This window comes from Campylobacter insulaenigrae NCTC 12927 (assembly GCF_000816185.1).
Lineage (GTDB): Bacteria > Campylobacterota > Campylobacteria > Campylobacterales > Campylobacteraceae > Campylobacter_D > Campylobacter_D insulaenigrae.
This window is the reverse complement of the sequence record NZ_CP007770.1, coordinates 704,277-730,636: the sequence shown is the minus strand read 5'-3', so window position 1 is coordinate 730,636 and position 26,360 is coordinate 704,277. Positions and strand designations below refer to the sequence as shown.

27 protein-coding genes and 1 pseudogene are annotated in these 26,360 nt (G+C 27.5%); 21 read left to right on the top strand and 7 right to left on the bottom strand.

Annotated features, from left to right (window positions below):
* Positions 1 to 64 precede the first annotated feature (64 nt).
* The 8 genes and pseudogenes from CINS_RS03825 (at position 65) to msrA (ending at position 7,762) form a co-directional block, all read left to right on the top strand.
* Complete coding sequence (locus tag CINS_RS03825) at positions 65 to 1,582, top strand: hypothetical protein (RefSeq protein WP_039650002.1); 1,518 nt, start codon at positions 65 to 67, stop codon at positions 1,580 to 1,582.
* A complete protein-coding gene (gene hypF, locus CINS_RS03820; RefSeq protein WP_039650000.1) occupies positions 1,563 to 3,761 on the top strand; it encodes a carbamoyltransferase HypF in 2,199 nt (732 codons plus the stop codon). The genes CINS_RS03825 and hypF overlap by 20 nt, the downstream gene beginning before the upstream one ends.
* 58 nt (positions 3,762 to 3,819) lie before the next feature.
* The gene (gene hypB / locus CINS_RS03815) at positions 3,820 to 4,542 is read left to right on the top strand and encodes a hydrogenase nickel incorporation protein HypB (RefSeq protein ID WP_039649998.1); all 723 of its coding nucleotides are present in this window, start codon (positions 3,820 to 3,822) and stop codon (positions 4,540 to 4,542) included.
* Positions 4,542 to 4,826, top strand: coding sequence for a HypC/HybG/HupF family hydrogenase formation chaperone (locus CINS_RS03810; protein ID WP_039649996.1), 285 nt, complete (start codon positions 4,542 to 4,544; stop codon positions 4,824 to 4,826). Before hypB ends, CINS_RS03810 begins: the two co-directional genes overlap by 1 nt.
* Positions 4,810 to 5,895, top strand: a complete 1,086-nt coding sequence (hypD, locus tag CINS_RS03805; RefSeq protein ID WP_039649994.1) for a hydrogenase formation protein HypD — start codon at positions 4,810 to 4,812, stop codon at positions 5,893 to 5,895. The genes CINS_RS03810 and hypD overlap by 17 nt, the downstream gene beginning before the upstream one ends.
* 8 nt (positions 5,896 to 5,903) lie before the next feature.
* Positions 5,904 to 6,875: a hydrogenase expression/formation protein HypE gene (hypE, locus tag CINS_RS03800; protein ID WP_039649992.1), complete on the top strand. Its 972-nt coding sequence runs from the start codon at positions 5,904 to 5,906 to the stop codon at positions 6,873 to 6,875.
* A gap of 1 nt (position 6,876) precedes the next feature.
* Entirely contained in the window at positions 6,877 to 7,224 is a 348-nt protein-coding gene (locus CINS_RS03795; protein ID WP_039649990.1) for a hydrogenase maturation nickel metallochaperone HypA/HybF, read from the top strand.
* Positions 7,225 to 7,235: 11 nt separating this feature from the next.
* Positions 7,236 to 7,762, top strand: a pseudogene (gene msrA / locus CINS_RS03790) (peptide-methionine (S)-S-oxide reductase MsrA).
* Here the strand turns inward: msrA and CINS_RS03785 are convergent.
* The 7 genes from CINS_RS03785 to CINS_RS03755 all read right to left on the bottom strand — a co-directional run bounded on the left by CINS_RS03785 (position 7,734) and on the right by CINS_RS03755 (position 14,606).
* On the bottom strand, positions 7,734 to 7,946 hold the full coding sequence (locus CINS_RS03785; protein WP_039649988.1) for a YgaP family membrane protein: 213 nt from the start codon (positions 7,944 to 7,946) through the stop codon (positions 7,734 to 7,736). The pseudogene msrA and the gene CINS_RS03785 sit on opposite strands and share 29 nt — an antisense overlap.
* A gap of 61 nt (positions 7,947 to 8,007) precedes the next feature.
* Positions 8,008 to 8,613: a Crp/Fnr family transcriptional regulator gene (locus CINS_RS03780; protein ID WP_052251962.1), complete on the bottom strand. Its 606-nt coding sequence runs from the start codon at positions 8,611 to 8,613 to the stop codon at positions 8,008 to 8,010.
* A gap of 39 nt (positions 8,614 to 8,652) precedes the next feature.
* Positions 8,653 to 9,177, bottom strand: coding sequence for a thiol peroxidase (gene tpx / locus CINS_RS03775; RefSeq protein WP_039649985.1), 525 nt, complete (start codon positions 9,175 to 9,177; stop codon positions 8,653 to 8,655).
* Positions 9,178 to 9,233: 56 nt separating this feature from the next.
* On the bottom strand, positions 9,234 to 11,252 hold the full coding sequence (locus tag CINS_RS03770) for an ATP-dependent helicase (protein ID WP_039649982.1): 2,019 nt from the start codon (positions 11,250 to 11,252) through the stop codon (positions 9,234 to 9,236).
* A gap of 7 nt (positions 11,253 to 11,259) precedes the next feature.
* Complete coding sequence (locus CINS_RS03765; RefSeq protein ID WP_039649980.1) at positions 11,260 to 12,501, bottom strand: ArsS family sensor histidine kinase; 1,242 nt, start codon at positions 12,499 to 12,501, stop codon at positions 11,260 to 11,262.
* A complete protein-coding gene (locus tag CINS_RS03760) occupies positions 12,498 to 13,172 on the bottom strand; it encodes a response regulator transcription factor (RefSeq protein WP_039649978.1) in 675 nt (224 codons plus the stop codon). The genes CINS_RS03765 and CINS_RS03760 overlap by 4 nt, the downstream gene beginning before the upstream one ends.
* 21 nt (positions 13,173 to 13,193) lie before the next feature.
* Positions 13,194 to 14,606, bottom strand: a complete 1,413-nt coding sequence (locus tag CINS_RS03755) for a DegQ family serine endoprotease (protein WP_039649976.1) — start codon at positions 14,604 to 14,606, stop codon at positions 13,194 to 13,196.
* A gap of 159 nt (positions 14,607 to 14,765) precedes the next feature.
* Between CINS_RS03755 and CINS_RS03750 the strand changes: the two genes are divergently transcribed.
* The 13 genes from CINS_RS03750 to CINS_RS03690 are packed head-to-tail and all read left to right on the top strand — an operon-like array spanning position 14,766 to position 26,350.
* Positions 14,766 to 15,626 carry a co-chaperone-curved DNA binding protein A gene (locus tag CINS_RS03750; protein ID WP_039649974.1) on the top strand — a complete coding sequence of 287 codons (861 nt, stop codon included), beginning with the start codon at positions 14,766 to 14,768 and terminating at the stop codon, positions 15,624 to 15,626.
* 9 nt (positions 15,627 to 15,635) lie between these two features.
* Entirely contained in the window at positions 15,636 to 16,010 is a 375-nt protein-coding gene (locus tag CINS_RS03745) for a heat shock protein transcriptional repressor HspR (RefSeq protein ID WP_039649972.1), read from the top strand.
* Between the two features lie 22 nt (positions 16,011 to 16,032).
* Positions 16,033 to 17,658: a glutathione-regulated potassium-efflux system protein KefB gene (locus CINS_RS03740; RefSeq protein ID WP_039649970.1), complete on the top strand. Its 1,626-nt coding sequence runs from the start codon at positions 16,033 to 16,035 to the stop codon at positions 17,656 to 17,658.
* Positions 17,655 to 17,987 (top strand): hypothetical protein, encoded by a 333-nt coding sequence (locus CINS_RS03735; RefSeq protein WP_039649968.1) that lies wholly within the window; start codon positions 17,655 to 17,657, stop codon positions 17,985 to 17,987. Before CINS_RS03740 ends, CINS_RS03735 begins: the two co-directional genes overlap by 4 nt.
* Positions 17,984 to 18,610 (top strand): HAD family hydrolase, encoded by a 627-nt coding sequence (locus CINS_RS03730; protein WP_039649966.1) that lies wholly within the window; start codon positions 17,984 to 17,986, stop codon positions 18,608 to 18,610. Before CINS_RS03735 ends, CINS_RS03730 begins: the two co-directional genes overlap by 4 nt.
* A 4-nt stretch (positions 18,611 to 18,614) precedes the next feature.
* On the top strand, positions 18,615 to 18,878 hold the full coding sequence (locus CINS_RS03725) for a DUF2018 family protein (RefSeq protein ID WP_039649964.1): 264 nt from the start codon (positions 18,615 to 18,617) through the stop codon (positions 18,876 to 18,878).
* A complete protein-coding gene (locus tag CINS_RS03720; RefSeq protein ID WP_069107215.1) occupies positions 18,875 to 19,309 on the top strand; it encodes an exporting protein in 435 nt (144 codons plus the stop codon). The genes CINS_RS03725 and CINS_RS03720 overlap by 4 nt, the downstream gene beginning before the upstream one ends.
* A gap of 50 nt (positions 19,310 to 19,359) precedes the next feature.
* Positions 19,360 to 20,253, top strand: coding sequence for a polyprenyl synthetase family protein (locus tag CINS_RS03715; RefSeq protein ID WP_039649959.1), 894 nt, complete (start codon positions 19,360 to 19,362; stop codon positions 20,251 to 20,253).
* On the top strand, positions 20,253 to 21,560 hold the full coding sequence (gene hemA, locus CINS_RS03710; protein ID WP_039649957.1) for a glutamyl-tRNA reductase: 1,308 nt from the start codon (positions 20,253 to 20,255) through the stop codon (positions 21,558 to 21,560). Before CINS_RS03715 ends, hemA begins: the two co-directional genes overlap by 1 nt.
* Complete coding sequence (locus tag CINS_RS03705; protein WP_039649955.1) at positions 21,550 to 23,247, top strand: proline--tRNA ligase; 1,698 nt, start codon at positions 21,550 to 21,552, stop codon at positions 23,245 to 23,247. The genes hemA and CINS_RS03705 overlap by 11 nt, the downstream gene beginning before the upstream one ends.
* Complete coding sequence (locus CINS_RS03700; protein ID WP_039649953.1) at positions 23,244 to 23,633, top strand: FxsA family protein; 390 nt, start codon at positions 23,244 to 23,246, stop codon at positions 23,631 to 23,633. The genes CINS_RS03705 and CINS_RS03700 overlap by 4 nt, the downstream gene beginning before the upstream one ends.
* Positions 23,630 to 24,556, top strand: coding sequence for a hydroxymethylbilane synthase (gene hemC / locus CINS_RS03695; RefSeq protein WP_039649950.1), 927 nt, complete (start codon positions 23,630 to 23,632; stop codon positions 24,554 to 24,556). The genes CINS_RS03700 and hemC overlap by 4 nt, the downstream gene beginning before the upstream one ends.
* A complete protein-coding gene (locus CINS_RS03690; protein ID WP_039649948.1) occupies positions 24,557 to 26,350 on the top strand; it encodes a menaquinone biosynthesis decarboxylase in 1,794 nt (597 codons plus the stop codon).
* Positions 26,351 to 26,360 lie beyond the last annotated feature (10 nt).

The following is a 26,360-nucleotide window of genomic DNA, read 5'->3' as shown; positions in this document are numbered from 1 at the left end:
TTAAGCTTTCCTTAGAATTAAAATTGTTATATTTACGCTTTAGTTTAATCTTTAAGGTTTTATTTTGTTTTTAGAAATTACTTTTGATTATAAATGCAAGAATGACATATTTGAATATCTTTTATTGTATTATGCCCAAGATTATAGTTATGTTTTTGAACAAAAAGATAATAAGATTATTATTAAGATAAGTGGTGAAAAAGAATATTTGCAAGCCTTTTGTGAAAATTTAGAAAAAATTAGTCATAGTATTTTTTTAGATAAATTTGATTTAAAAATAATCGAAGAAGAGCTTGAAAATTTAAAGCCAGCTAAAAAAGATTTTACCAAGAGATCATTTTTAACAAGATTAAATGCTAATGCTTACATTCATGGTGAACTTGTTGAAAATGAATGGGAAATTTTTGTCGAAGAAGAGTTTAAAATTGAAAATGATTTTATAAAAATTACTAAAGAAAATTTTCATTTCTTTTTAGAAAAATCTTTGGAAAAATTAAAAAACAAGCAAAAAATAGAATATAAAAATGATAAAGGAATCTATACTCTTGAAATTTTTAATGAAACACTAGATGATTTTTTAATGCCAAGTGACCCTAAACACATCAATGCGTTTTTTTCTTGTAATAATGAACAATTTAAAATTCTAGCAGGTCTTGAAAAGCCTTTAATGAAACTAAAATTTAATGCTATTTTTAGACAAAATCATAATCTTAAAAATGACTATTTTAAGATTAAAATTTATGATAATTTATTTATTTTTGCTTTATGCTATGAACTTAATAAAGAAGGAATAAAATTTTTAAACTTTAAAAAATTGCAATATTTTGAAGATGATTTCGAGGTTGCTTTAATAGAAAAAAATATGTTTGTTTTAAAAGGTTTTGATTATATTTTACCTGAATTTAAAAATTTAATTTTCCAAAAAGAAGATAAAAACTATGCACGAATTTCTTGTATATTATCTGATTTTAAAGATAAGAAGCCTTTACTTTTAGAACTTAGTAAAAAATATGATGATATTATATTGCTAGATAAACAGGTAAATTTATTAAAACTTAAATTGCCAACAAGTTTTGATGAATTTTATGAAGTAGTTAAACAAGATGAAACTGCTAAAAGATTATTAGAAAACTATCAAAAAGAGTTTGTTTTACCGCAAATAAAATTAAATTTGAAAAATAATTTTTTTGGAATTTTTTGTATGATAGGGATTATTTTAGAACTCGATAAAGATCCCTTGCAAGCTGGAATGAAAGTCTTGTCTTTATCAGATGAAAGTAAAATGGCAAAAGGTGTTAGAATAGATTTTAAATTTAATGATCAAAAAGAATTTGATTACACCAAAACTTTAAGAAGTGTTATGAGTTTTAAATTAGCAGGTGTAGAAGATCAGATTATAGCTTTAGGTGCAATAGAATCTTTGGCTTATTGCTTAAGAGATATGTTTGATGATTTAAAAGCAAAAAATCAAGCAGATTTTGTTGTATTAAGTGGTAGTTTGTTTGAACATAAAAGCTTAAGTAAAAATATTTTTAAGCACATACCATTTTTTAAGATAAGCGATGTTCCACTTTGGATATGAAATTTGCATCAAAGGGCTAGTTCAAGGAGTTGGTTTTAGACCTTTTGTTTATAATTTAGCTAAAAGGCTACGTCTTTATGGGGAAGTTTATAATGATGGTCTAGGGGTAGTCATAAGGCTTCAATGCGAAGAATTTTTATTCGAGACTTTTAAAGATCAATTATTAAAACAATTACCAAAACTAGCAAGAATAGATCAAATCCAAATTTCAAAAACAAGTTTTAAGCACAAATATCAAGATTTTTTCATAAGTTCATCTAAAGATACAGACAAATTTAGTCCCATTTTAAGTGATTTTTCTCTTTGTGATGATTGCCAGAAAGAATTTTATGATAAAAAAAATCCTCGCTATAGATATCCTTTTATCACTTGTACTAATTGTGGTCCTAGATTTTCTATCATTAAAAAGCTTCCTTATGATAGAAACAATACCGCTATGGATAATTTTAGCATGTGTTCTTTTTGCGAGAGTGAATATAAAGATCCTTTAAATAGACGCTTTCATGCCCAACCTCTATCTTGTCCTCGATGCAAAATCACTATCTTTTTAAAGGACAAAAATAAAAATATATTAGCAAAAGATGAGCAAGCTTTTTTTATGCTTTCTAAACTTCTAAATGAAGGTAAAATTATCGCTTTAAAAGGTATGGGAGGATTTCATTTAATTTGCGATAGCACAAATGAAAACACTATTAATGAGTTAAGAAGAAGAAAAAAGCGTCCTAAAAAACCTTTAGCCATCATGGCAAAAGATATACAAATGGCAGAAAAACTAGCTTACATAAATGAAAATGAAGCAAAACTTTTACAATCACATTTAAAGCCAATTGTAATATTAAAAAGTAAAAAGATTTTAAAAAATTTAGCGCCAGATACAGATAAAATAGGGATTATGCTAGCTTATATGGGAACACATTTGTTGTTATTTGAATATTTTGATAAACCTATTGTAGCAACTAGTGCAAACATTAGTTCGCAAAGTATTATTTTTGAAGAGCAAAAGCTTTTAGACAAACTTTATAATGTATTTGATTTTTATCTTGACTATGATAGAGATATTGTAAATTCAAGTGATGATAGTATTGCTCAAGTAATTGACGACAAAATAATGTTTTTAAGAACTTCTAGAGGTTTAAATCCTTTTTATTATCATTGTAAAGATATTTTTAATTATGATGAAAATATCCTTGCTTTGGGTAGTGAATTAAAAAATGAATTTGCGTGTTTTTTTAAAGGCCAAATTTTCATATCTCCTTATATAGGAGATATGAAAGATATAGATATACAAGATAGATTTTTGAAAATATTAAATTTTTTCAAAGATTCCTATGATCTTGAATTTAATCAAATTTTATGTGATAAGCATCCGCATTTTTTATATACAAAGGAATTTAATTCTTCTAAAAAGTATTTTATACAACATCATTACGCGCACTTATGTGCGTGTTTATTTGAGCATAAAATTTATAATGAAGATGTTATAGCATTTATTTTTGATGGAACAGGCTATGGTGATGATGGTAATATATGGGGAGGAGAAATTTTTAAAGCAAATTTGAGATCTTATGAAAGGTTACATCACTTTAAATCCTTTAAGCTCATAAATAGTGATATTAAAAATATTTTAAATTTGACTTTAGCTTTAATTTTTGATTTTAAATTCGAAAATGAAGCAAAAAAGATTTTATCCAAATTAGACCCTATAAAATTAGAAAATTTGCATAAAATTTATGATAAAAGTGTTTTATATACTAGTTCTCTTGGTAGGATTATTGATGCTTTTGGAGTTATTGCGTTTGATATAACACATCTTGATTATGAAGCTCAAATAGGGTTGTTGTTTGAAAAATACTATGATGAAAATCTTGATTATAGTTATAATTTTGATATAAAAGAAAATGAAATTTGTATTAAAAATGCATTTTTGCAAGCATTAAAAGATGATGATAAAATTAAAATTAGCACAGGATTGTTAAATGCCATAGCTAATATAATTGTCAAGATATCAAGTTTTTATACAGAAAAAATTATTTTAAGTGGCGGTGTATTTCAAAACAAGACTTTGCTTACTATTTTAAACAAAAAGAATATTTCTTATAAAACTTCTTTACAATTTCCTTGTAACGATAGTTCAATAGCTTTAGGACAACTAGTACATTATTTATCATTAAAAACCTGATAAAACTCATAAATTTTTAATATTTTTAAAGATAAAATAAAACGAAAAAGGATTAAAAATGTGTAAAGATTGCGGCTGCTCTATAAGTGAGCATGAACATCATCATGAAAATCCAGCTTTAAAAGATGAAAAAACTATCAATGTTATTAGTAAAATTTTATCAAAAAATGATCATCAGGCTGCTCATAATAGAGAACATTTTAATGAATATAAAACTTTATGCATCAATTTAATGAGTTCGCCTGGAAGTGGAAAGACTACACTTTTAGAAGAAACTATAAAAACTTTAAACAATGAACTAAAAATTGCTGTTGTTGAAGGAGATTTAGAAACAAATAATGATGCAAATCGTATTAAAAATGCAGGTGCATTGGCTCATCAAATCACTACTGGTCAAACTTGCCATTTAGATGCTTTTATGGTTCATGAAGCTTTGCATCATTTTAAATTAAGTGATCTTGATATTGTATTTATAGAAAATGTAGGGAATTTAGTTTGCCCAGCAAGCTATGATTTAGGAGAGCATTTAAATATAGTTTTACTTTCAGTAACAGAAGGTCATGATAAGGTTGAAAAATATCCTGTAATGTTTAGAAAAGCTGATTTGCTCATTATCACTAAGGCTGATTTGGCTCAGCATTTTGATTTTGATTTTGAACAAGTTTCACTAGCAGCAAAAAGATTAAATCCTAAGATTGACATAATGATTTTAGATAGCAAGACAAAATCTGGTTTTAACCTATGGATTAATTATTTAAAAATGAAAAAGGAATTAAATTAATGTGTCTTTCTATACCTTCTAAAATCTTAGAAATTGATGAATTAAATTCAGCTATAGTGGAGACTTTAGGTGTTAAGCGACGAGTAAGTTTGGATTTAATAAGTGAGCCTTTAAATGTAGGTGATTATGTTTTAATCCATGTTGGTTTTGCGATGGAAAAAATAGATACTCAAGCAGCCAAAGAAAGTTTAAAAATTTATACAGACATCGCATGTAAGATGGATAATGGTCAAATCGATGAATATGAAGGGGACATGGGTTTAAAAGATGGATTTAATCAATGACTTTAGAGATAAAGAAAGAATTTTAACTTTAAAAGAGCTAATCGCCTCTAAGCTTACAAAACCTATTAATATAATGGAAATTTGCGGTGGACACACTCATAGTATTATGAAATTTGCTTTACCAAGTTTGCTTCCAAAAGATATCAATTTTATTCATGGACCAGGGTGTCCTGTGTGTGTGATGCCAAGAGAGCGTATTGATATAGCCTTAAAACTTGCAAGCATGCCAAATACGATTTTTTGCGTTTTAGGAGATATGTTAAGAATTCCAGGAAGCTACGAGAGTTTGATTGATCTTAGAGCAAAAGGTGCTGACATTAGAGCACTTTATACTCCATTAGAAGCTCTTGATATTGCTATAAACAATCAAGATAAAACTATTATTTTTTTTGCTATAGGCTTTGAAACAACAACCCCTATGAGTGCTTCTATTATTCAAAAAAGTATAAAGATGAAATTAAAAAACTTGTTTTTTCATATTAATCATGTTTTAGTACCACCTGCAATAGAAGCCATTATGCAAGATAAAAAAGTTAAAATAGATGCTTTTTTGGGTCCTTCGCATGTTAGCGTGATAACAGGTTCAAATATTTATGAGCCAATAGCTAATAAATATAAAACCCCTATAGCAGTCAGTGGTTTTGAACCTGTAGATATTATGCTTAGTATATTGAATATAGTAGAACAAATTAATGCAAATACTCATAAAGTGTATAATGAATATTTTAGAGTTGTTAGCAAAGAAGGCAATATAAAAGCTCAAGAACTTGTAAGAGAATTTTTTCAACCTTGTAATTTTGAATTTAGAGGGCTTGGGATTATTAAAAATGGTGGACTTTACTTAAAAGATAAATATGATTTTTTAAATGCTGAAAAAATATTTGATTGTAAAGTAGAAAGCAAGGATGAGAGTAAAGCTTGTATTTGTGGTCAGATTTTAAGAGGATTAGCAAAACCTTATGATTGTAAAGTATTTTCTAAGGTCTGTACCCCTAAAAATCCTATAGGAAGCTGTATGGTTTCTAGCGAAGGAGCTTGTGCTGCTTATTACAAGTATTATCAAAACTAAGGATCAAAATGGATAAAATTACTTTAGCTCACGGTGGTGGTGGCGATGAAATGAATGCTTTAGTTGGAGAAATTTTTTCTATTTTTGATAATGATGTACTAAGTGAAGCAAATGATGCAGCAATATTAAATGATATAGCTTTTAGCACAGATTCTTTTGTGTTAAATCCTATTTTTTTGAAAAACTTAGATATAGGAAAATTATCTGTTTGCGGAAGTGTTAATGATGTTTTGATGGTAGGTGCAAAACCGCTTTATCTTTCTTTGGCTTTGATTTTAGAAGAAGGATTTGAAATTGAAAAGCTAAAAATTATCTTAAATTCTATAAAAAAAGAATGCTTGGAACTAGGTGTCAAGTTAGTTTGTGGAGATACTAAAGTTGTGCCTAAGAATAAAGGCGATGAAATTTATATCAATACTTCTTGCATAGGTAAAGTTATCAAAAAAATATCTACAAAAGATATACAAAATAATTTAAGTATAATAGTTTCAAGAGATATTGGAGCTCATGGATGCGCTGTTTTAGTCGAAAGAAATAATTTACAAGCTAATATAATAAGTGATTGTAAGAATTTAAAATCTGAAGTAGAAGCTCTTTTAAAATCAAATATTAAAATCAAAGCTATGCGTGATGCTACGCGTGGAGGACTTAGTGCAGTATTAAATGAATGGAGTTTATTAAGCGGATTTGAGCTTTTAATATATGAAGAAAAAATTCCAATTTGTAATGAAGTTTTAGGAGTATGCGAACTTTTTGGATATGAACCTTATGAGCTTGCAAACGAGGGTACTTTTGTATTGTGTGTTGAAAAAGAGGATGAAAAATTTACTTTAGAGATTTTGCAAAAATTCAATCACAATGCAAGTATTATAGGTGAGGTAACTGCTATTAAAAAATCTAGAGTAGTCTTAGAAAATGCTTATGGAGCAAGGCGTATTTTGGAAGCTCCTAAGGGCGAACTTTTACCAAGAATTTGTTAATATGCATGAGTTAAGTATTACTGAGTCTTTACTCGAGCTTTGTGAAGAGTATGCTCAAGGCAAAATTGTAGAAGAAGTGCATGTAAAAATAGGGCGTTTAAGTGGGGTTGAAGCTTCTCTTTTACAGAGAAGCTTTGAAACATTTAAAGAAAATAGTTTTATTTGTAAAAATGCTAAAATAATACTACATTTACAAGAAGTACTTGTAGAATGTCCAAAATGTCATTTTAGTGGAATTTTAGAAAAGAATATCTTTTGGTGCCCAAAATGTGAAGATAAAAATTTAAAAATTATTGATGGAGAAGAGCTTTATTTAATGAGACTTATCTTGCAAGAAGATTTAAAATAGGAGTAATTAAAATGCATACTGTTTTATCCAAGGAAATTGTTTTAGGTGGAGGTTGTTTTTGGTGCGTTGAAGCTGTTTTTGATGAAATTAATGGGATTTTAACCAGTGAAGTTGGCTACAGTGGTGGTCAAGATAATCCAACCTATAAAAGCGTTTCAAATGGTGATGGAAACATAGAAGTTGTAAAACTTACTTATGATCCAAATCAAATTTCATTAGAAAAAATTTTAACTATTTTTTTAAAATGCATGATCCAACAAGCAAGGATAAACAAGGTGCTGATAAAGGGATACAATATCGATCAATTATCTTTTATAGTAATGACGAAGATTTAGATGTTATCAATAGTTTTATTAAAAATATTCAAAAGCAGTATTTAAAAACTATAGTTACTGAAATAGCCAAATTGCAAAAATATTATAAAGCTGAAGAATATCATCAAAAATATTTCAAGAAGAACCCAAGTCAAGCTTATTGTCAATCTGTAATAATTCCAAAAATCGAAAAAACTAGCATATATCGCTGTTTTTCTTTTTAGAAATAGGGCAAATTCCTAGAGGACAAGCTTGTTTTCCACTTAATACTCTAATTGGACATATTCCAAATAAGCCTGTTAAAAATGGAATTAACCCTAACAAACCCCACCAAGTAGAAAAATATATTCCCATAGAAAATGCACACATAGAAAGTAGTATTCTAAAAAATCTTTCTGTTTTTTTCATTTTAATCTCCTTTTTTTATTTGAGATTATAAATAAAAAATATTTTGATATCAGTGATAAAGTCACAAAGCAAGTAAAATAATTTTACCTCTTAGAAGTTTTATTTTTTTATTTTTTTCTAATTCTTTTAAAATTCTAGATATTACTTCTCTTGCACTTCCAAGATGATTTGCTAATTCTTCATGGGTAATTTTAATTTGATTATTTATTGCATTTTCTTTTAAAAAATTACAAATTCTTTCATTTAAAGGTGAAAACAAAGCTTGCTCTAAAACTTTTACTAAAATATTAAATCTTTTTGTAATTAAATTTAAAGCATAATTATTAACTTGAGGGTATTTTTCTTTCAATTTACTAAAAATTTTAGCAGGTAATATCTCAATACTTGTATCTTGAGAACTTTGTATGAAAACATCATGATCAATACTATCTACATTACATTGAGAGCAAATCAAACACTCATCACCTTCTTGTAAATTAAATAATGTAATTTCTTTCGCATTGGAAGTTAAAATGTAAGCTCTAAGCTTTCCTTTTATAATTTTAATAAGACCTAAACATTCATCATTAACTTTAAAATTACTTTTTAGATCTCTTATGACAAGATTGGATAATGCTAATTTTTCATCAGCATCTTGTAAATTAAATTTAAAAATAATATTTTTCATATTCACATTTAGAAGTCTATTTAAGACTTCTAAAATTTATTAATGGCAACCACAACCACCACAACCGCAACTTTGACTAAAAAAATCTTCTAAAGCTTGCATATTTGGAAGATCTGTTACTTCTTTAACTAGTTCTTTATAAGCAATCACACCATCTTTTATAACAAATACAGCTCTTGCTAAAATTCCTTCTAATGGACCATCTGCCATTAAAACACCATATTTTTCACCAAATTCTTTCGAAACAAAATCACTTGCTACAATTAAATTATCTATACCTTCAGTTGAACAAAAACGACCCATTGCAAATGGTAAATCCATACTTACTACGATTACTTCAGCATTAGTAGAAGCCGCTTTTTTATTAAATTCTCTTGCTTCGGTTGCACATACTGGCGTATCTAAACTTGGAACACTAATAATAATTTGAGTTTTTCCTTTTGAAGCTACTTCAACACTTGAAAGATCTTTTGCTTTTAACATGATATTTGGAGCTATATCGCCAACTTCAAGCTGATTTCCCTTTAGCTTAACTTCATTTCCTTTGAATAACACTGCATTCATTTTATATCCTTTTTTAAAGTTTAATTTAATCATAATATAAAAAGATTAATAAAGTCTTATTCTTTACACATGCCAGCCTCTATCAAAAAACAAGAAGGTTGGTAATTATTCTTTTTTATCTTATCATATTTAGCATAACTTAAATATAAAGTATCCTTGGCTCTAGTTACAGCTACATAAAACAATCTTCGTTCTTCTTCTAAGCTACCACCCATACTTATAAGTTTTTGATTAGGAAATCTACCCTGAGCAAGATCAATTACAAATACAAGTTCAAATTCAAGTCCTTTACTAGCATGAATACTTAATAAATTTACTCCATTACCACTACTCATTTCGCTTGCTCCAAGGGTTAAAAAATTGTAATATTTATAATTATCGCTATAGTTTTTAGCAAGTTCTTTTAAAATCATCATTTTTGCATTAATTTTTTCTAAAATTTCATTTTTTTTGTTTAAATCTACATTGGAATTTTTATTTGTTGCTCGTTTGGTAGCTAAAATGTCACAAATTTCTTTAAAATATTCATTATCTAAAATCAAATTCACAAGTTGCATTGAAATTTTGCACTCACTTGCTTTTTTAACAAAAAGATATAATTTTTCTAAGTTTTTTGCACATTGTTCATTGATTTTAGAAAGACCTAGTATAGGATGAGTGTTAAATTCGCTTTTTAATTGAAATCTTATAGGAGATGCTAATTCTTCTAAGTCTTCAAAAAGCCCCAATTGATAGCTTTGTTTTTTTTGTTTTGTTAAACTAATATCAGTGTCAGGGTCTAAGAAACCTTTTAATAAATTAGCATGTCCAAGTTTTAAAAATGCATCAAAAATATCTTTAGCTAAAACTCCACCTACACCTTTGGTATATTCAAGCAAATGTATAAAAGCCATGATGTCTTTTGGATTTAATATAATTGCCAACATAGAACAAAAAGCTTTAACCTCTAAACTTTCAAAGAAACTTCCACTACCTTTTCTTTTACTAGATATTCCAAGCTCTCTTAAAGCTACCTCTATACCATCTGCACTGGAATTATTTCTAAAAATTACCGCAATTTCATTTAAGTCAATTCCACTTTGTAAAATAATTTTAGCTATAGTTGAATACTGATCAAAAAGTTCATTAAAAATAAGCAAACTTGGTGCCTTAAAATTTCCTTCTCTTGTGACGATCAACTCTTTTGGATATAACCTTTCATTATTTAAAATAACTTTATTTGCTAAAGCTAAAATATTTTTACTAGAACGATAATTTTTATTTAAAGTGAAAATTTTAGCATCTAAAAATCTATCTTTAAATCCTCCTATGATAGAAATATCAGCACCATTAAATGCATAGATACTTTGATCATAATCCCCAACACAAAACAAACTTTTACTATTAAAAGCATCAATTAAAGATCCTTGTAAAGTATTGGTATCTTGATATTCATCGACTAAAATTTCATCAAAGTCAAAATGATGGTGTTGCAAATTTTGTTTTAATTTAATTAATAAATCATTAAAATCAACATAGTTAAATCTTTCTTTTTCTTCTTCATATTCTTTTAAAATATCTTCATAAATTTCAGCATAAATGGCTTGTTCGTTATAATTTTGACAAAACCATTCATAAAAATTATCTAAATTTGTGTTTGTATTTTGAAATAAAGAATATACATCGTATAAATAACTAGACATATAAGGCTTAATATCGCTTAAGTGGTGAAAGGTTCTTTTTTCAAAAATAGATCTTAAAAGAATTTTTAATTCACTTGCTTGTTTTAAAATAATATTATGATTTAATTCTTTTAAAAGAGTATATGCTGTGCTATGAAAAGTACCTGCTGTAATTTTAGAGGTGATGCTTTTATCAAAATATCTACCAAGTCTACTTATCATTTCCTTACTTGCTTTATTGGTAAAAGTAAGAAGCATAATCTTTTCTGGTTTTATATTATTTTGTAAAAGATAAGCTATCCTTGCAACTATAGTTGATGTTTTACCTGTTCCAGCGCTTGCTATAATAAGATTATGTCCAAAAGATGCACAAGCTGCTTTATATTGTTCTTCATTTAAACGCGATAAAGGCATAATCTTCCTAAATTTGAATAATATTTTCTAAATTTTTAAAATAAAAATAATTGTAACCATCTTTATATTCATAAAAAAGAGTGAGTTTGTGAGAATCTAATATAGTTTTTACTATATAAAGACCAAGTCCAAAGCTGTCTTTATTTTTCTTTCCTTGAGTGAAAGCTTGAGTATAATATTTTAAGTCTTTGTCTAAGGCTTTACCTATATTTTTAAAGCACAAATATTCTTTTGTGATCTCTATGGTTACTTTATTTTCATCAGAATATTTTATACCATTGTCTATCATATTTTTCATAGCAGTGGTAAAAAGTTTAAAATCGACATTTATACTAAAACTTTCTTTAATGCTAATTTTTATTTTGTTATCATCATTCATTGCAATATCTTTAGCTTCATCTAATAAATCTAAAATATTATATTTTTTTAAATTTATTAATTGAGATCCTGAAGTAATTTGTTCAATTGCTGCAAATTCATTAATGAGCACTTCAAGACGATTAAAAGCTCCCACTAACCTTTCTTTATATTTACTATCTTCAAGCATTTCTAAAGTAATCAATCCTTTGGTAATTGGAGTTTTTAGTTCGTGCATTATATTTCTTAGAAAAAATTGCCTTGAAGAATTAAGTTTTTGAATTCTTAAAATAGACTCATAAAATGCTGTTGCAACCTGTGAAATTTCGTCATTTCCTCTACTAACATTTTGTATTTCATCTAATTTATTTTGTCCAAATTTATCAATTTGTCTTTTTAAAGCTCTTAAAGGTTTTAATTTTCTTATAATAAAAAGATACAAAGTCATTAAAACCATAACTACAATTACTGCTATTAATTTTATTACAAGATACCTATAGCCTTGATATTCTAAATCTTTATATAAAAAAAGTCTGCCATTGTAAATAATTTTCAAGTATATATTATCTTGTAGGGTAATAATCTCCACAATAGCTGTGCTAGTTTGAGCTCTAGCGATAGTTTCAGCTTTATAAATAATGTTTTTGATGGAATTTGGTCTTATAATTTCCACCATTTTATAGTTTTTAGTTTGCTCTTGAAATTCTTTTTCACTAATTACATTATTAAGATATAACAATCTTGAATTTGCCACAAAAGAATACTTAGCATTAAGCTCATTGGTATAATTTTGCTGATCATATTTAATAAGCCATAAAAATGCTAGTATTACGCTAGTAATAGCTAATAAAAATACAAAAGTAATGGTGTAAAATATTGATGATTTATTCATTGAGTTAGTTTATATCCTATACCTCTAATTGAATGAATATACTTTGGAGTTTTAGGATCATCTCCAATTTTTTGTCTGATTCTACTGATAATTACATCTATACTTTTATTACTGGAATCTTCACTTATAGAGCTGCAATTATATACAAGCTCTTCTCGACTTACTACACCACCTTCTTTTTTAATTAAATAACTTAAAATATCAAATTCTGCATTAGTAAAATTAATTTCTTGATCTTTCATCGTTATAGTGTGTTTGAATTTATCATAAACTAGATCTTTTTTCACTTGTGCTTGAGCAGTTTTTGTATTTAAAATTCTTCTTAAATGACTTTTAATTCTTGCTTGAAGCTCTTGAGGATTATATGGTTTTGGCAAATAATCATCAGCACCTAAATTAAGTGCTGCAACTTTATCGCTGATATCATGTCTAGCACTTGAAATAATAATAGGTGTATCATATTTTTTACGAATTTCTTCACACACTTCAAGTCCATCAAGTCCTGGTAAACTTAAATCCAAAATAATTAAATCATAAGGATTTAAAGCAAGCCTAGAAAGTCCTATGTAAGGTTCATGGGCAATATCTACTTTCATATCAAATTGCTCTAAATATTCAGCAATAATTTCAGCTAATTCTAAATCATCTTCTATCATTAAAATATTAATCATCATTTCATCCTTTCATAATAGTTAAAAAAGCAAGGCTCTAATTAATCCGCCTCTATTTACCCAAATTTTAACATATTCTTTGCCTTTATTTAACTCTAAAGCTTTAGCTAAATCTTTAAAATTTGATATTTCATATTGATCAACACCAACAATAATATCTCCGGCTTCAAACCCAACTTGCTCTGCTTTAGATTTTGAAATAACTTCAGTCACTAAAATACCACTAATGTTTTCAGGAATTTTATATTGTTGTTTATTTTTAGAATCAAGCTCTAAGAGTTTTAAATCATCTATGTAACCTTTTTCGTATGCCATAGATTTTTCATCAGTATTAAGCATAAATTTAATTGTTTTAATTTTATTATCTCTTTCATAGCTTAGTTCAATTTCTTGTTTTGGATCTATATTTCCTATATAATTTTTTAAATCCATAGGGCTTTTTATAGTAGTTTTATCAACTTTGATAATTAAATCTCCTCTTTTTAATCCAGCATTATATGCTGCTGAATCTCTTTGTACATCAGTAACTAAAGCACCATCTTTATTTGTGTAAGCTTTTTTTATATCTTGTGTTAAAACTCCTATGGCAACACCTAAATATCCTCTTTCAATTTTACCATTTTCAATGAGTTTTTGAGCTATAGTTTTTACCATATTTGAAGGTATGGCAAAACCTATGCCATTATTTCCACCACTTCTTGAAAGAATGGCTGAATTTATTCCTACCAAAGCTCCACGACTATCTACCAAAGCTCCACCTGAATTTCCAGGGTTAATAGAAGCATCAGTTTGTATGAAATTCTCATATTGATTTAAACCGATATTATTTTTATTTAAAGCTGAAATAATACCACTTGTTACGCTACTTCCAACTCCAAAAGGATTTCCTAGAGCAAAAACTATATCTCCTTCAAGTAGCTGATCAGAATTTGCGAAAACAACAGCTGGTAAATCTTTAGCATCTATTTTGATTACCGCCAAATCAGTCTTAGGATCAGCACCTATTAACTTAGCCTTATATTCCACACTAGAATCTGGTAAATTAACAGTAATTTTTTCAGCTCCTTCTATTACATGGTTATTTGTAATGATATAACCATCACTAGAAACAATAACCCCAGAACCAAGTGATCCTACTACTTCTTTATTTTTTTTGTTTTTAGGCATTTTCGGAAGATCAAAACCAAAAAATTGCTTAAAATATGGGTCATTGAAAAAATCATCAATGCCAAAAGAATTATTTTGCACCGTTTGACTTGTAGAAATATTAACAACTGAATTTTTTACTTTTTGAATAGAATCATGATAAGAAAGTATAGTGTTTGTATTATTTGCAGGTAGAGATCTTTGTAAATTTTCTTCTGCTTGTTGAAAATCAATGCTTGCACTAAATAAACTTGTCGAAGCTATTAAAGAAATAATAATTTTTTTCATACTTTTCCTTTTTTAAAATCATTTCAAATAAGTATAAAATTTTATTTTTACATAATTGTAAATGAAACCTTTAGCTTTATAACTTATAAAAGTTGATTGACTTAGACTAAAGTTTTTGATATAATACATACTTTAAAAACTAAAGTGAAGGATATAAAAATGAGTAATAGCTTATACGATACTTTAGGTGTTTCTAAAAATGCAAGTACTGATGATATCAAAAAAGCGTATAGACGCCTAGCAAGACAATATCATCCAGATATCAACAAAGAAGCTGGAGCTGAAGACAAATTTAAAGAAATAAATGCTGCATACGAGATACTAAGTGATGAAAAAAAAAGAAGTCAATATGATAGATACGGCGATTCTATGTTTGGAGGACAAAGTTTTCAAGATTTTTCAAGAAATGCAGGTGGAGCTGATATAAATGATATATTAAAAAATATTTTTGGTGGAGGTTTTGGAGGATTTAGCTCTAATAATAATTTTAGAAGCGGTTTTGGTGGTTTTGGTGGTTTTGAAGAGGACTTGGATTTACAAGCTAGTATTAAAATTCCATTTGAAAAAGGAATTTTAGGTGGAGAACATACTATATCCATACAAGGTGAGCAAATAAAAATAAAGATTCCACACGGTGTTAAAGATGGGGAAAAGCTCCGCGTGCGAAATAAAGGAAAAAATTCAAATGGCCAAAGAGGAGATTTAATTTTAAAAATTGAACTTGAAAAAAGCGATGAATATACTAGAGAAGATGATGATTTATATAAAAATATAGAAATTAGTCTAAAAACTGCTCTTTTTGGAGATAAAATTAGCATAAATACTCCAAGAAAAGAAGTTAAAGTTACCATACCACCAAATTCTAAGAATAATCAAAAAATAAGACTTAAAGGTTATGGGGTGCAAAATAGAAAAACAGATATTTATGGAGATATGTATTTAATTTTAAATGTTAAGTTGCCAGATACAAATGCCTTAGATCCTGAATTTTTAAAAATTTTAGAAGAAAAACTACCATAAGGAGTAAATATGCAGCATAGTTATGATGAACCAGTTTACTTAATTAGCGTTGTAGCTAAAGTTTTAAGTATCCATCCTCAAACTTTAAGACAATATGAAAGAGAGGGTTTGGTAGAACCAAGTCGAACAGATGGAAAAATGAGACTTTATTCTCAAAAAGATATAGATAGAATTAAAATGATTTTGCGTCTTACAAGAGATTTGGGTGTTAATTTAGCCGGTGTAGATGTAATATTAAAACTCAAAACAAAAATAGATGAATTTGAAAATACTATCGAAGAATTAAGATTAGAACTTGATAAAAAAGAGAATCCTTCAAAATCAAGAGCGGTGGTAAAACACAGAAGTAATTTTGATTTAATATTTTTAGAAAAAATTAAATAATGCAGTTAAAAGAGGACAATAAGTGGAAGAATTTTTAACCTTATTTTTAACTGCGGTTGCGGTTGCGGTAGTTTTAAATGTTATACTAAAAAAATTTGGTATTCCCACGATCATAGGATACATAGCTACAGGTTTATTTGTACGAGAATTTTATGGTTTTAGTACAAATGAAATCGTCATTCACGTAGCAGAATTTGGTATAGTATTTTTAATGTTTACTATAGGCTTAGAATTTTCATTTAAACATCTTTTGGCTATGAAAAAAGAAGTATTTTTAAATGGAAGTTTGCAAATGCTAACTTGTGGTTTAGTTTGTACTTTGCTAGTTACTTATGTTTTAGGAGTTGCAAGCCATATTGCTATGATAGCAGGATTTGCACTTGCTTTATCTTCTACGGCTATTGTATTAAAGATATTAAATGATAATGGCGATATCAATCAAGAATATGGAAGAAAAGCTTTAGGGATACTTCTTTTTCAAGATATAGCAGTTATTCCTTTGCTTATAATGATAGATATTTTTAGTTCTGAGAATGCTGATATTTATAAACTACTCTTTACTACTTTAGTAAGTGCAGTCATCTTACTTGTATTATTGTATTTTATAGGAAAATATCTTTTTTCTTATATTTTAAAATTTATTATTAGAACTAATGCTAATGAAATTTTTATTGCTGCTATACTTTTTACTGTTATAGGTGCTAGTTTTTTAGCGCATTTTTTTGGTTTTTCTTATTCATTAGGAGCTTTTGTAGCAGGAGCACTTATAGCAGAAACTCAATATAAACACAAAATAGAAGCAGATTTAATTCCTTTTAGAGATTTACTTTTAGGATTTTTCTTTGTAAGCGTTGGATTGCAAATTGATTTTCATCTAGTTTTTGAAAACTGGTTTTTAATATGCTCTTTTGTAAGTTTGGTATTATTTGTTAAATTTGTAGTAATTTATGGACTTTTAAAGCTTTACACAAGAAAAAGAGTGGCTTTAAAAACCGCTTTAAGTGTCTCTCAAATAGGAGAATTTGCATTAGCTGTTTTTTCATTAATGCAAGTACATACTTTAATTGATGAAAAAACTGCACAGATTTTTATTATAGTTTCCATTACTACTATGATAGCAACACCTTTTATCTTAAATAATATTAGAAAAATAGCAGATGTTGCCCAAGGTGAAGAAGGAGATATGGCTAAATTTTATTTGTGTGATCAAAAAATTAAAAATCATTTTATCATTTTTGGTTATGCAAGATTAGGTCAAGAAGTAGTTCAAAAAATTAAAAAAACAGGTATTCCATATGTAGTTTTAGAAAGTGACTTAAATTTAGTCGAACTTGGACGCAGTAGAAATGAAAATGTTTATTTTGCAAATGTAGCTCAAATTGAAACTTTAAAAATAGCGAACATAGAAGAATGTTCTGTTGCAATCATTACCATTAACAACGAAGCAAAGCTTGAAATGTTATATCAAGTGCTTTCTAATCTTAAAAAACCTATACAAACTGTTTTAAAAACTAGCGGTAGTGGTTCTAAAATTATTTTTCCTCATACTGACAAAAATTTGCATATTATAAATCAAGAAGTTTCTATTGCTAGAAATTTAGTTCAAGAAGCTTTACAATGTAGAATTAATACCGGTGCTGTAGAATGAAAAATGATGAAAAAGTATTAAGAATCAAATATATAAGAGCTTTGGAAAAGTTTGCCAACTCAGCTACAAGCGCTTTAAAAAGAGATGATTTTGATTTAAGTCTTTTTCAAGAAAGAATGAAAAAAAATACTCAAATTTTTAAAAAAATTCAAGTAGTTTTTTTAGATTCAACCTATACTAAAGCTTTGGAAAATTTTGTTAATGATTGTCTTGACAATACTTTAGATAGAAGAAAATTATTAAACAAAGTCAATACTTTACATAAATTAAAAAAACAACAAAGCTACAAAAAAGAAAAATATAAAAATAATTTTAAGGATGAAATTTGATAAATGTAATTTTTGATATGGATGGCACTTTGATTGATAGTGCTAATGCTATTGTTTGTGCGGTTAATGAAATTAGGATGGATTTAAATTTGACTCCACTAGATAGGGACTTTGTACTTAAAACTATAAACACCCCTGATCAAGATTATGCAAAAATTTTATATGGAATTACGCAATATTCTCACACAAGTTTTAAAAAAGGATATGAAAAATATTTTCTAAAACATTATGATAAAAGTGTAGTTCTTTTTGATGGAGTTGTTGAAGTGCTTGATTTTTGTAAAAAAAATGATTGTTACTTAGCCATTGCTACAAATGCACCACAAGAAAGTTTAGTTCCGATTCTAAAAAAACATAAAATATTATCTTATTTTGATAAAATTTTAGGAGTAAGTTATGGTATAGAACCAAAACCAAACCCTATGATGCTCAATTTGATTATTGATGAAGCAAAATATAAAAGAAGTATTTTTATAGGTGATAGTTTAAAAGATAAACTTTGTGCCAAAAATGCTAAAATAGACTATATAAATGTATCATGGCAACAAGATATAAAAGAAGAATATGAGGCTAATGATAAAAATAGTCTTATGGTAAAAATTAAAAAATTTATAGGAGAGTAAAGAAATGGATATTTTTGATGAAATGTTTGCCAAAACTCCAAAAGAAAAATTTATAGAAACTATAAAACATGCAAATTTAGGTGCTTTAGAAAAAGTTATGGATCAATTATTAGCCGATCACATCGCTATGATAGAACTTTTAGAAAAACAAAATTTAAATGAAAACGATGTGTCAAATTTTCAAATGGAAAATTCTTTGCTAATAGATGAAAGAAAGAATGATTTTTATATAGGAATTAGTGCTCAGATTTTAGGTCATGAAGGATAAAATTGCGAATTTATATTGCTTTATTTTTGTCTTTTTGTTTGCTAAAAGCTGAAGTTTTTTTTGATTACACCTATAAATTTACTTTAAAAAAAGATGAAAAAGCTAGAGTGCAAATTAAAGAGCTAGATTATCCTGATGAAATATATTTTTTTGATTTTTCATGGACCCTGTTTGATCAAACTAATATTATAGTTCATTCAAAATATAAAAAATATCCAAGGCAGTTTGTTATGTCTTTGCGAAGGAATTTAAATTGGGTAGATCAAACTTTAGTTCCTGATTATACTAATCCTCACATTGATAGAGCAAGGTTGATTTTAGAATTTACAAATTATAATAAAGGTGAAGCTATTTTTAGTGTATATATAGAAGATAAGGATAAAAAACTTGAGGTTAAATTTTTAGACCCTAGAAAACCTCCTCTTAACTAAAAATAAAGCAAAATTTAATAAAATACCGCAAATAAAATAAGGAAAGTATAGTGCAAGAAATAGATTTTTATATGCACAAATTTTTATCTGAATTATCTTACGAGCCTATTATAACAATGTCTCAAGAACTAAAAAGTGGCAAAAAACTTCGTTCTAAATTACTTTTAAAAATAGCTGGAAAAAGTCAAATAAGTTATAAAATTTGCGCAATTATTGAATTAATTCATAGTGCTAGCTTATTACATGATGATGTGATTGATGAGGCTAATCTAAGAAGAGGGGTAAAATCAATCAATGCACGTTTTGGAGCAAAAAACGCCATCATGTTGGGTGATATTTTGTATTCTAAAGCTTTTTATGAGCTTTCTACAATCGATACTAACTTGGCAAAAATAATATCAGATGCTGTTGTGAAACTTTCTATTGGTGAATTAATGGATGTAAATTTATCTCAAAATTTCAATATTGATAAAAATAAATATCTACAAATGATTTATAATAAAACAGCAGTATTGATTGAAGCAAGTGCACGATGTGGAGCAATATTGGCAAATCTTGATGAATATGATTTTGCACAATATGGAAAAAATTTAGGTTTGGCTTTTCAGATAGTTGATGATATGCTTGATATACAAAGTGATGAAAAAATTTTAGGAAAACCTACTATGAGTGATTTTAAAGAAGGTAAAACTACTCTTGCTTATATATATCTTTATGAAAAACTTAATCAAAATGAGAAAGAAATTTTACAATCTTTTTTTAAAAAGAATTTGCATCAAGATGAAATTTTATGGATAAAAAATAAAATGCAAGAATATGCTGTTTTAGACTTAGTTAATTTGGAATTAAAAAAATATGCTCATAATGCTTTACAATCTATAGAAAAATATAAAATTAAAGATTTAGAAGAAATCATCACAAATATGATTGAAAGGGAATTTTAATGCATTATTATTGCATAAGTTTTACTCACAAAAATACAGATATTGCAACTAGAGAAAAACTTTCTTTTTCAAATGATGATAAAAAAAGAGAATTTTTACGATTAATACACTCAAATAATAAAATTTTAGAAAGTTTATTGCTTAGTACCTGTAATAGAGTAGAAATTTTTATTTTTTTAGCAGATAGTGAAGGAATTCATGAATTTGTTTTAAATTCACTTTGTTTATTATGTGATGTAAATAAAGAAGAATTAAATTTAAAAGCCGATTTTTATGAGGATAGTGGAGCCATACACCATCTTTTTTCTGTAGCTAGTTCCTTAGATAGTTTAGTTGTAGGAGAAACTCAAATTGCAGGACAATTAAAAGATGCTTATAAATTTTCTTTACAAGAGCAAAGATGTGGTGTTAATATAACTAGAGCGGTGCATTATGCTTTTAAATGTGCAGCGAATGTAAGAAATCAAACAGAAATTTCTAAAAATCCTATTTCAGTAGCTTCTGTGGCAGTATCCAAAGCGAAAGAATTAATAAATTTAGAAAACAAAACTGCTGTAGTAATAGGTGCAGGAGAAATGAGTGAGCTAGCTTGCAAACATTTAATAAATGCAAAAGCTAAAGTGCTAATTTTAAATAGAGATTTGGAAAAAGCTAAAAAATTATCCGAACAATTAGGTAGCAATGTTAATTTTGAAAGCATCGCAAATTTAAAAGAGATTTTAAATACTTATGAGATATTTTTTTCAGCGACCAATGCTCCGCATGCTATAATTATAGATGAGTTATTGGAAGAAAAAAACTATACAAGATACTTTTTTGATATAGCAGTGCCAAGAGATATTGATCTTAAAACAAGTGATAAAATAGTAGTTTATGCAGTAGATGATTTAGAAGAAGTAGTACGCAAAAATCTAACACTTAGAGAACATCAAGCACAAATTGCTTATTCCATAGTTGGAAATATGACTAATGATTTTTTTAAATATCTAAGTAAATTAGCAACCTTGCCATTGGTAAAACAATTACGTTTGCAAGCTAAAGAAATCGCACATAAAGAATTACAAAAAGCTATTAATAAAGGTTATTTAAAAAGTTCAAATCACCAAGAAGCACAAAAATTGATCAATCAGGTTTTAAATGCTTTTTTACATCATCCAAGTGTTAATTTAAAAAAATTAAGTGGAACTATGCAAAATGATGCAGTAATAAACTCTATGCGTTATGTATTTGATCTAAAAAATGAAAATTTAGAAGGATTAAATCACTATAAATGCGAATTTAGTTTGGAGAATCAAAATGAAATTTAGTAAATTATACGCCGTTAGTTCTAAGGAAAACCCAAAAGATGCAACTTTACCTAGTCATATATTTTTAGTAAGAGGATCATTTGTAGAGCAAATTGGTAGCGGACTTTATAATTTTTTACCTCTAGGAAAAAGAGTCTTAGATAAAATTAAAAATATAGTAAAAGAAGAAATGGATCGTGCTGGGGCTTTGGAGGTAAATTTAAGTTTTAGCACCCCTGCGAGTCTTTGGAAAGAAAGTGGAAGATTTAGTATCTTTGGAAAAGAGCTTTTAAGATTTAAAGACAGAAAAGATAACGATTTTGTTTTAGGACCAACTCATGAAGAGGCAATGGTAGCTCTTATTAGAAATAAAATTACTTCTTATAAACAACTCCCTTTACATTTATATCAAATTGGGTTGAAATTTAGAGATGAAGCTAGACCTAGATTTGGACTTTTAAGATGTAGAGAATTTCTAATGAAAGATGGCTATAGTTTTCATACTAATGATGAAGATTTAGATAAAGAATTTAATCTAATGTATGAAACTTATAGCAAAATTCTTACAAGATTAGGTCTTGATTTTAGAGCTGTTGAAGCTGATAGTGGAGCTATTGGTGGAAGTGGCTCGAAAGAATTTATGGTGTTAGCTAAAAATGGCGAAGATGATATTTTATTATGTGAAAATTGCGATTATGCAGCAAATATAGAAGCTGCCACTAGAACTAAAAAAATATGCGAAGATGAAAGACCTCAAGCTGATTTTGCTACGCAATTTCACACCCCAAATGTAAAAACTATAGAGGACTTAGCTGATTTTTTTAAAATAAATCCTTACTATACCATCAAAGCTGTGGTGAAAAAAGCTATTTATGAAAATGAAGAAAAAATTGTAGTGTTTTTTATTCGAGGAGATGATGAACTACAAGAAACTAAAGCTTTAAATGCCGCAAATGCATTAGAACTTATAGATGCTAATGAAGAAGAACTTATAAATGTTGGTTTAGTGCCTGGTTTTATTGGTTTTGTAAATTTACATGGAGTTGATTTTTACCTTGACAAAGAGCTAGAAAATGAGACAAATATGATTATTGGAGCAAATAAAAAAGATTATCATTTAATAGGTATCAATGTAGTAAATTTAAACAAAGAACGTTTTAAAGATTTAGTTACTATTAAAGAGAATGATTTGTGTCCAAAATGTCAACACAAATTAAAACAAAGCAAAGGCATAGAAGTAGGACATATATTTAAGTTAGGAAAAAAATACTCTCAAGCAATGAATGCAAGCTATTTAGACGAAAATGGAAAAACACAATTTTTTACAATGGGTTGCTATGGAATGGGAGTTAGTCGCTTAGTTGCAGTAGCAATTGAAGCAAATCACGATGAAAAAGGTTGTATTTGGAATCAAACCTTAGCTCCATTTTTACTCGATATTATAATTTCTAACATTAAAGATGAAAAGGCAAATAATTTTGCTAATCAAATTTATGACTATTTTAAAGATAAAGAAATTTTACTTGATGATAGAAATGAACGTTTTGGTGTAAAAATCAATGATTTTGAACTTATGGGTTTTCCTTATGCTTTGGTAATTGGTAAAGGTTTAGAAAAAGATGAAGTAGAATTGATACGCAGAACAGATCTTACAAAGCAAATTTTAAAAACTAACGAAGTGATTCCATATTTAGAGAAAATTTTATGATAGCAAAAACAAATTTAAGCGCATTTTTAATTTTAGAATTAATAGTTAGTATTTTATTTATATTTTTTTTTGGATTTTTAAATTTTTTTATGATAGTTTTTGCGGGCATGTTTTTGGGAGCTATATTTTTAACAAAAACTTGGACTGATCTTATTACCATGCAAAATACAAATACAAATTTTTTTGGCATGATTAAGCTATTTTCCTTAACTATAGTTGGAATTTTGTTATTGATTCCAGGGATTTTAAGTACTTTTTTGGCTATCTTGCTTTTACTTTTTATTTTGATAGTAAAATTTTTTTATAAACAAAAAAAACATACACGAAATAATTCACATGAAGATGAAATTATCGATGTTGAAATCATTGGAGATGATAAAAAATGAAATTAATTATAGCTACTAGAAAAAGCCAACTTGCTTTGTGGCAAAGCGAACATATAAAAGAATGTTTATTAAAAAACCACCCTCATTTAGATATCATATTAGAAGGTTTTAAGACTAAAGGAGATATTTTGCTTGATTCTCCTTTAGCTAAAATCGGTGGAAAAGGACTTTTTACCAAAGAACTTGAAGAAAGCATGCTAAGAGGTCAAGCACATTTAGCAGTGCATAGTCTAAAAGATGTGCCTAGTTTTTTTCCAGAAGGTCTAACCTTAGCAGCTATTTCTAAAAGAGAAGAAACAAACGATGCATTTTTAAGCGAATATTATAAAGATTTAAAAGCTCTACCTTTAGGCGCTAAAGTTGGTACAACAAGCCTTAGAAGAAAAATGCAACTTTTAATTTTAAGACCTGATTTAAATATTATTTCATTAAGAGGTAATATTAATTCTCGCCTTGAAAAACTTAAGGCAAAAGAATTTGACGCGATTATTCTAGCTTTAGCAGGCATTAAGCGTTTAAATTTAGATAAACAAATTAAATTTGTAAAGGCTTTTGAACTTGATGAAATGATACCAGCAGCATCTCAAGGAGCATTGGGTATCGAAAGTATAGATAATAATCAAATTCTAGATTTATTGCATTGTATTAATAATGAAAATGCTTTTATTGAAACATACATAGAAAGAGATTTTATTAAAACTTTAGAGGGTGGATGCCAAGTTCCTATAGGGATTAACGCAAAAATAATCGAAGAAAAAATAGAGATTCGAGCTATCGTTGGATTACCTGATGCAAGTAAAATTTTAAAGGAAAAAATAATAATTTCAAAGCAAGATTATAAAAATGCTGGAAAAACTTTAGCCAAAGAAATGATTAAAAACGGAGCTAGAGATATCCTAAAAGAAGCAGAAAGTATGATCTAAATGCAAAATTTTATACAAATTTTAAAAGAAAATCATTTATTAAAAGTTATTGATGAGCCAGTAGATGTAGAACTTGAAATGGCGCATTTAGCTTATTTGGAAGTAAAAAAAGAAAATTCAAAAGCTTTACTCTTTACTAATGCGATAAAAAATAATAAAAAATACAATTATCCTGTACTTTTAAATACATTTTGCAACGAAAAAGCTTTAAATTTATCATTTGGAAGATCCTATAATGATATTTCTAAAGAAATTTCTTCCTTGCTTAAAATGCATATTCCACAAAATTTTGGTGCTAAAATTGATTTTTTTAAAACTTTATTTGGTTTGAAAAATATTCCACCTAAAAGAATTAAAAAAGATGGGCTATTTACTCATCAAACTTTGCATTCTTTAGACGAACTTCCTATTTTAAAAACTTGGGAAAAAGATGCTGCACCTTTCATCACCATGGGACAAGTTTATACTCAAAGCTTAGATGGTAAACAAAACAATCTTGGTATGTATCGTTTGCAAGTTGTAGATGGAAAAACTTTACTAATGCATTGGCAAATTCACAAAGATGCAAGTCTTTTTTTTAATGATTATAAAAAAGCAAATCAAAAAATGCCAGTTAGTATCGCCATAGGAGGTGATCCTTTATATATATGGTGTGCTCAAGCACCTTTGCCTAAAGGTATTTTTGAACTTTTGCTTTATGGCTTTATACGAAAAAAACCCGCTATCTTATCAAAATGTAAAAGTAATAATCTTTACGTTCCTTATGATAGTGATTTTGTGATAGAAGGCTTTGTCGATCCAAATGATTTTGCCTCAGAAGGTCCTTTTGGAGATCATACAGGATTTTATACGCCTATTGAATCTTGTCCTGTATTAAAAGTAGAAAATATATTTGCCAAGAAAAATGCTGTATATCAAGCTACCGTAGTAGGAAAACCACCTTTAGAAGATAAATACATGGGTCTTGGTACTGAAAGAATTTTCCTACCATTATTGCAAACTAATGCACCTGATTTAATTGATTATAATATGCCAGAAAATGGGGTTTTTCATAATCTCATTTTAGCACAAATTAAAACACAATATCCAGCACACGCACAACAAATAATGCATGCTTTTTGGGGTGTAGGTCAAATGAGCTTTGTAAAACATGCAATTTTTGTAGATGAAAATGCTCCAAAATTAAAAGATTATGAGAAATTAATACCTTATATACTTAATCGTTTTGATGAATCAAAAATTTTAATTAGTGAAGGAATTTGTGATCAACTAGATCACGCTTCTAGTACTTATTGTTTTGGTGGAAAAGCTGGAATTGATGCTTGTGGAGAACCAAAAGAAATTCAACTTGATAAAATATCAGATGAAAATTTATTAAATATATTTCAAAGTGTAGATAAGAATGTTACAAATATAAAACAATACTACTTAGAAACTTTTGCTCCAATTTGTGTAATATCAATCGACAAAAAAGAAAAAATTTTTAAAATTTTTGAAAGATTGCAAGATCATAAAAAACATTTTAGAATTTTAGTTTTTGTTGATAAAAATGTAAATTTAAATAATCCTTACATGCTAGTATGGCGTGTGGTAAATAACATTGATGCAAAAAGAGATATTTTTATAAAAAAAGATAATGTCTGTATTGATGCTACTAGTAAAGGAAGATTGGAAGATTATCACAAAGATTGGCCTTTGATGACTGATTGTTCTAAGGATATTATTGAAAAATTAATCTCTAAAAAACTTCTAAAAAAAGATAAAGATTTTTTCGAAAAATTTGAAATTTTTTAATTTTATATTT

Bases quoted from the DNA above. Each gene is read 5' to 3' on its own strand.
- CINS_RS03770 (WP_039649982.1), bottom strand. From the start codon at position 11,252: ATGCCTTTATCGCGTTTAAATGAAGAACAATATAAAGCAGCTTGTGCA.
- hemA (WP_039649957.1), top strand. From the start codon at position 20,253: ATGCATTATTATTGCATAAGTTTTACTCACAAAAATACAGATATTGCA.
- CINS_RS03760 (WP_039649978.1), bottom strand. From the start codon at position 13,172: ATGATTAATATTTTAATGATAGAAGATGATTTAGAATTAGCTGAAATT.
- CINS_RS03780 (WP_052251962.1), bottom strand. From the start codon at position 8,613: ATGAAAAATATTATTTTTAAATTTAATTTACAAGATGCTGATGAAAAA.
- hypE (WP_039649992.1), top strand. From the start codon at position 5,904: ATGGATAAAATTACTTTAGCTCACGGTGGTGGTGGCGATGAAATGAAT.
- tpx (WP_039649985.1), bottom strand. From the start codon at position 9,177: ATGAATGCAGTGTTATTCAAAGGAAATGAAGTTAAGCTAAAGGGAAAT.
- CINS_RS03755 (WP_039649976.1), bottom strand. From the start codon at position 14,606: ATGAAAAAAATTATTATTTCTTTAATAGCTTCGACAAGTTTATTTAGT.
- CINS_RS03735 (WP_039649968.1), top strand. From the start codon at position 17,655: ATGAAAAATGATGAAAAAGTATTAAGAATCAAATATATAAGAGCTTTG.
- CINS_RS03810 (WP_039649996.1), top strand. From the start codon at position 4,542: ATGTGTCTTTCTATACCTTCTAAAATCTTAGAAATTGATGAATTAAAT.
- CINS_RS03700 (WP_039649953.1), top strand. From the start codon at position 23,244: ATGATAGCAAAAACAAATTTAAGCGCATTTTTAATTTTAGAATTAATA.
- CINS_RS03765 (WP_039649980.1), bottom strand. From the start codon at position 12,501: ATGAATAAATCATCAATATTTTACACCATTACTTTTGTATTTTTATTA.
- CINS_RS03750 (WP_039649974.1), top strand. From the start codon at position 14,766: ATGAGTAATAGCTTATACGATACTTTAGGTGTTTCTAAAAATGCAAGT.
- CINS_RS03785 (WP_039649988.1), bottom strand. From the start codon at position 7,946: ATGAAAAAAACAGAAAGATTTTTTAGAATACTACTTTCTATGTGTGCA.
- hypF (WP_039650000.1), top strand. From the start codon at position 1,563: ATGTTCCACTTTGGATATGAAATTTGCATCAAAGGGCTAGTTCAAGGA.
- hypB (WP_039649998.1), top strand. From the start codon at position 3,820: ATGTGTAAAGATTGCGGCTGCTCTATAAGTGAGCATGAACATCATCAT.
- CINS_RS03705 (WP_039649955.1), top strand. From the start codon at position 21,550: ATGAAATTTAGTAAATTATACGCCGTTAGTTCTAAGGAAAACCCAAAA.
- CINS_RS03690 (WP_039649948.1), top strand. From the start codon at position 24,557: ATGCAAAATTTTATACAAATTTTAAAAGAAAATCATTTATTAAAAGTT.
- hypD (WP_039649994.1), top strand. From the start codon at position 4,810: ATGGATTTAATCAATGACTTTAGAGATAAAGAAAGAATTTTAACTTTA.
- CINS_RS03795 (WP_039649990.1), top strand. From the start codon at position 6,877: ATGCATGAGTTAAGTATTACTGAGTCTTTACTCGAGCTTTGTGAAGAG.
- CINS_RS03725 (WP_039649964.1), top strand. From the start codon at position 18,615: ATGGATATTTTTGATGAAATGTTTGCCAAAACTCCAAAAGAAAAATTT.
- CINS_RS03745 (WP_039649972.1), top strand. From the start codon at position 15,636: ATGCAGCATAGTTATGATGAACCAGTTTACTTAATTAGCGTTGTAGCT.
- hemC (WP_039649950.1), top strand. From the start codon at position 23,630: ATGAAATTAATTATAGCTACTAGAAAAAGCCAACTTGCTTTGTGGCAA.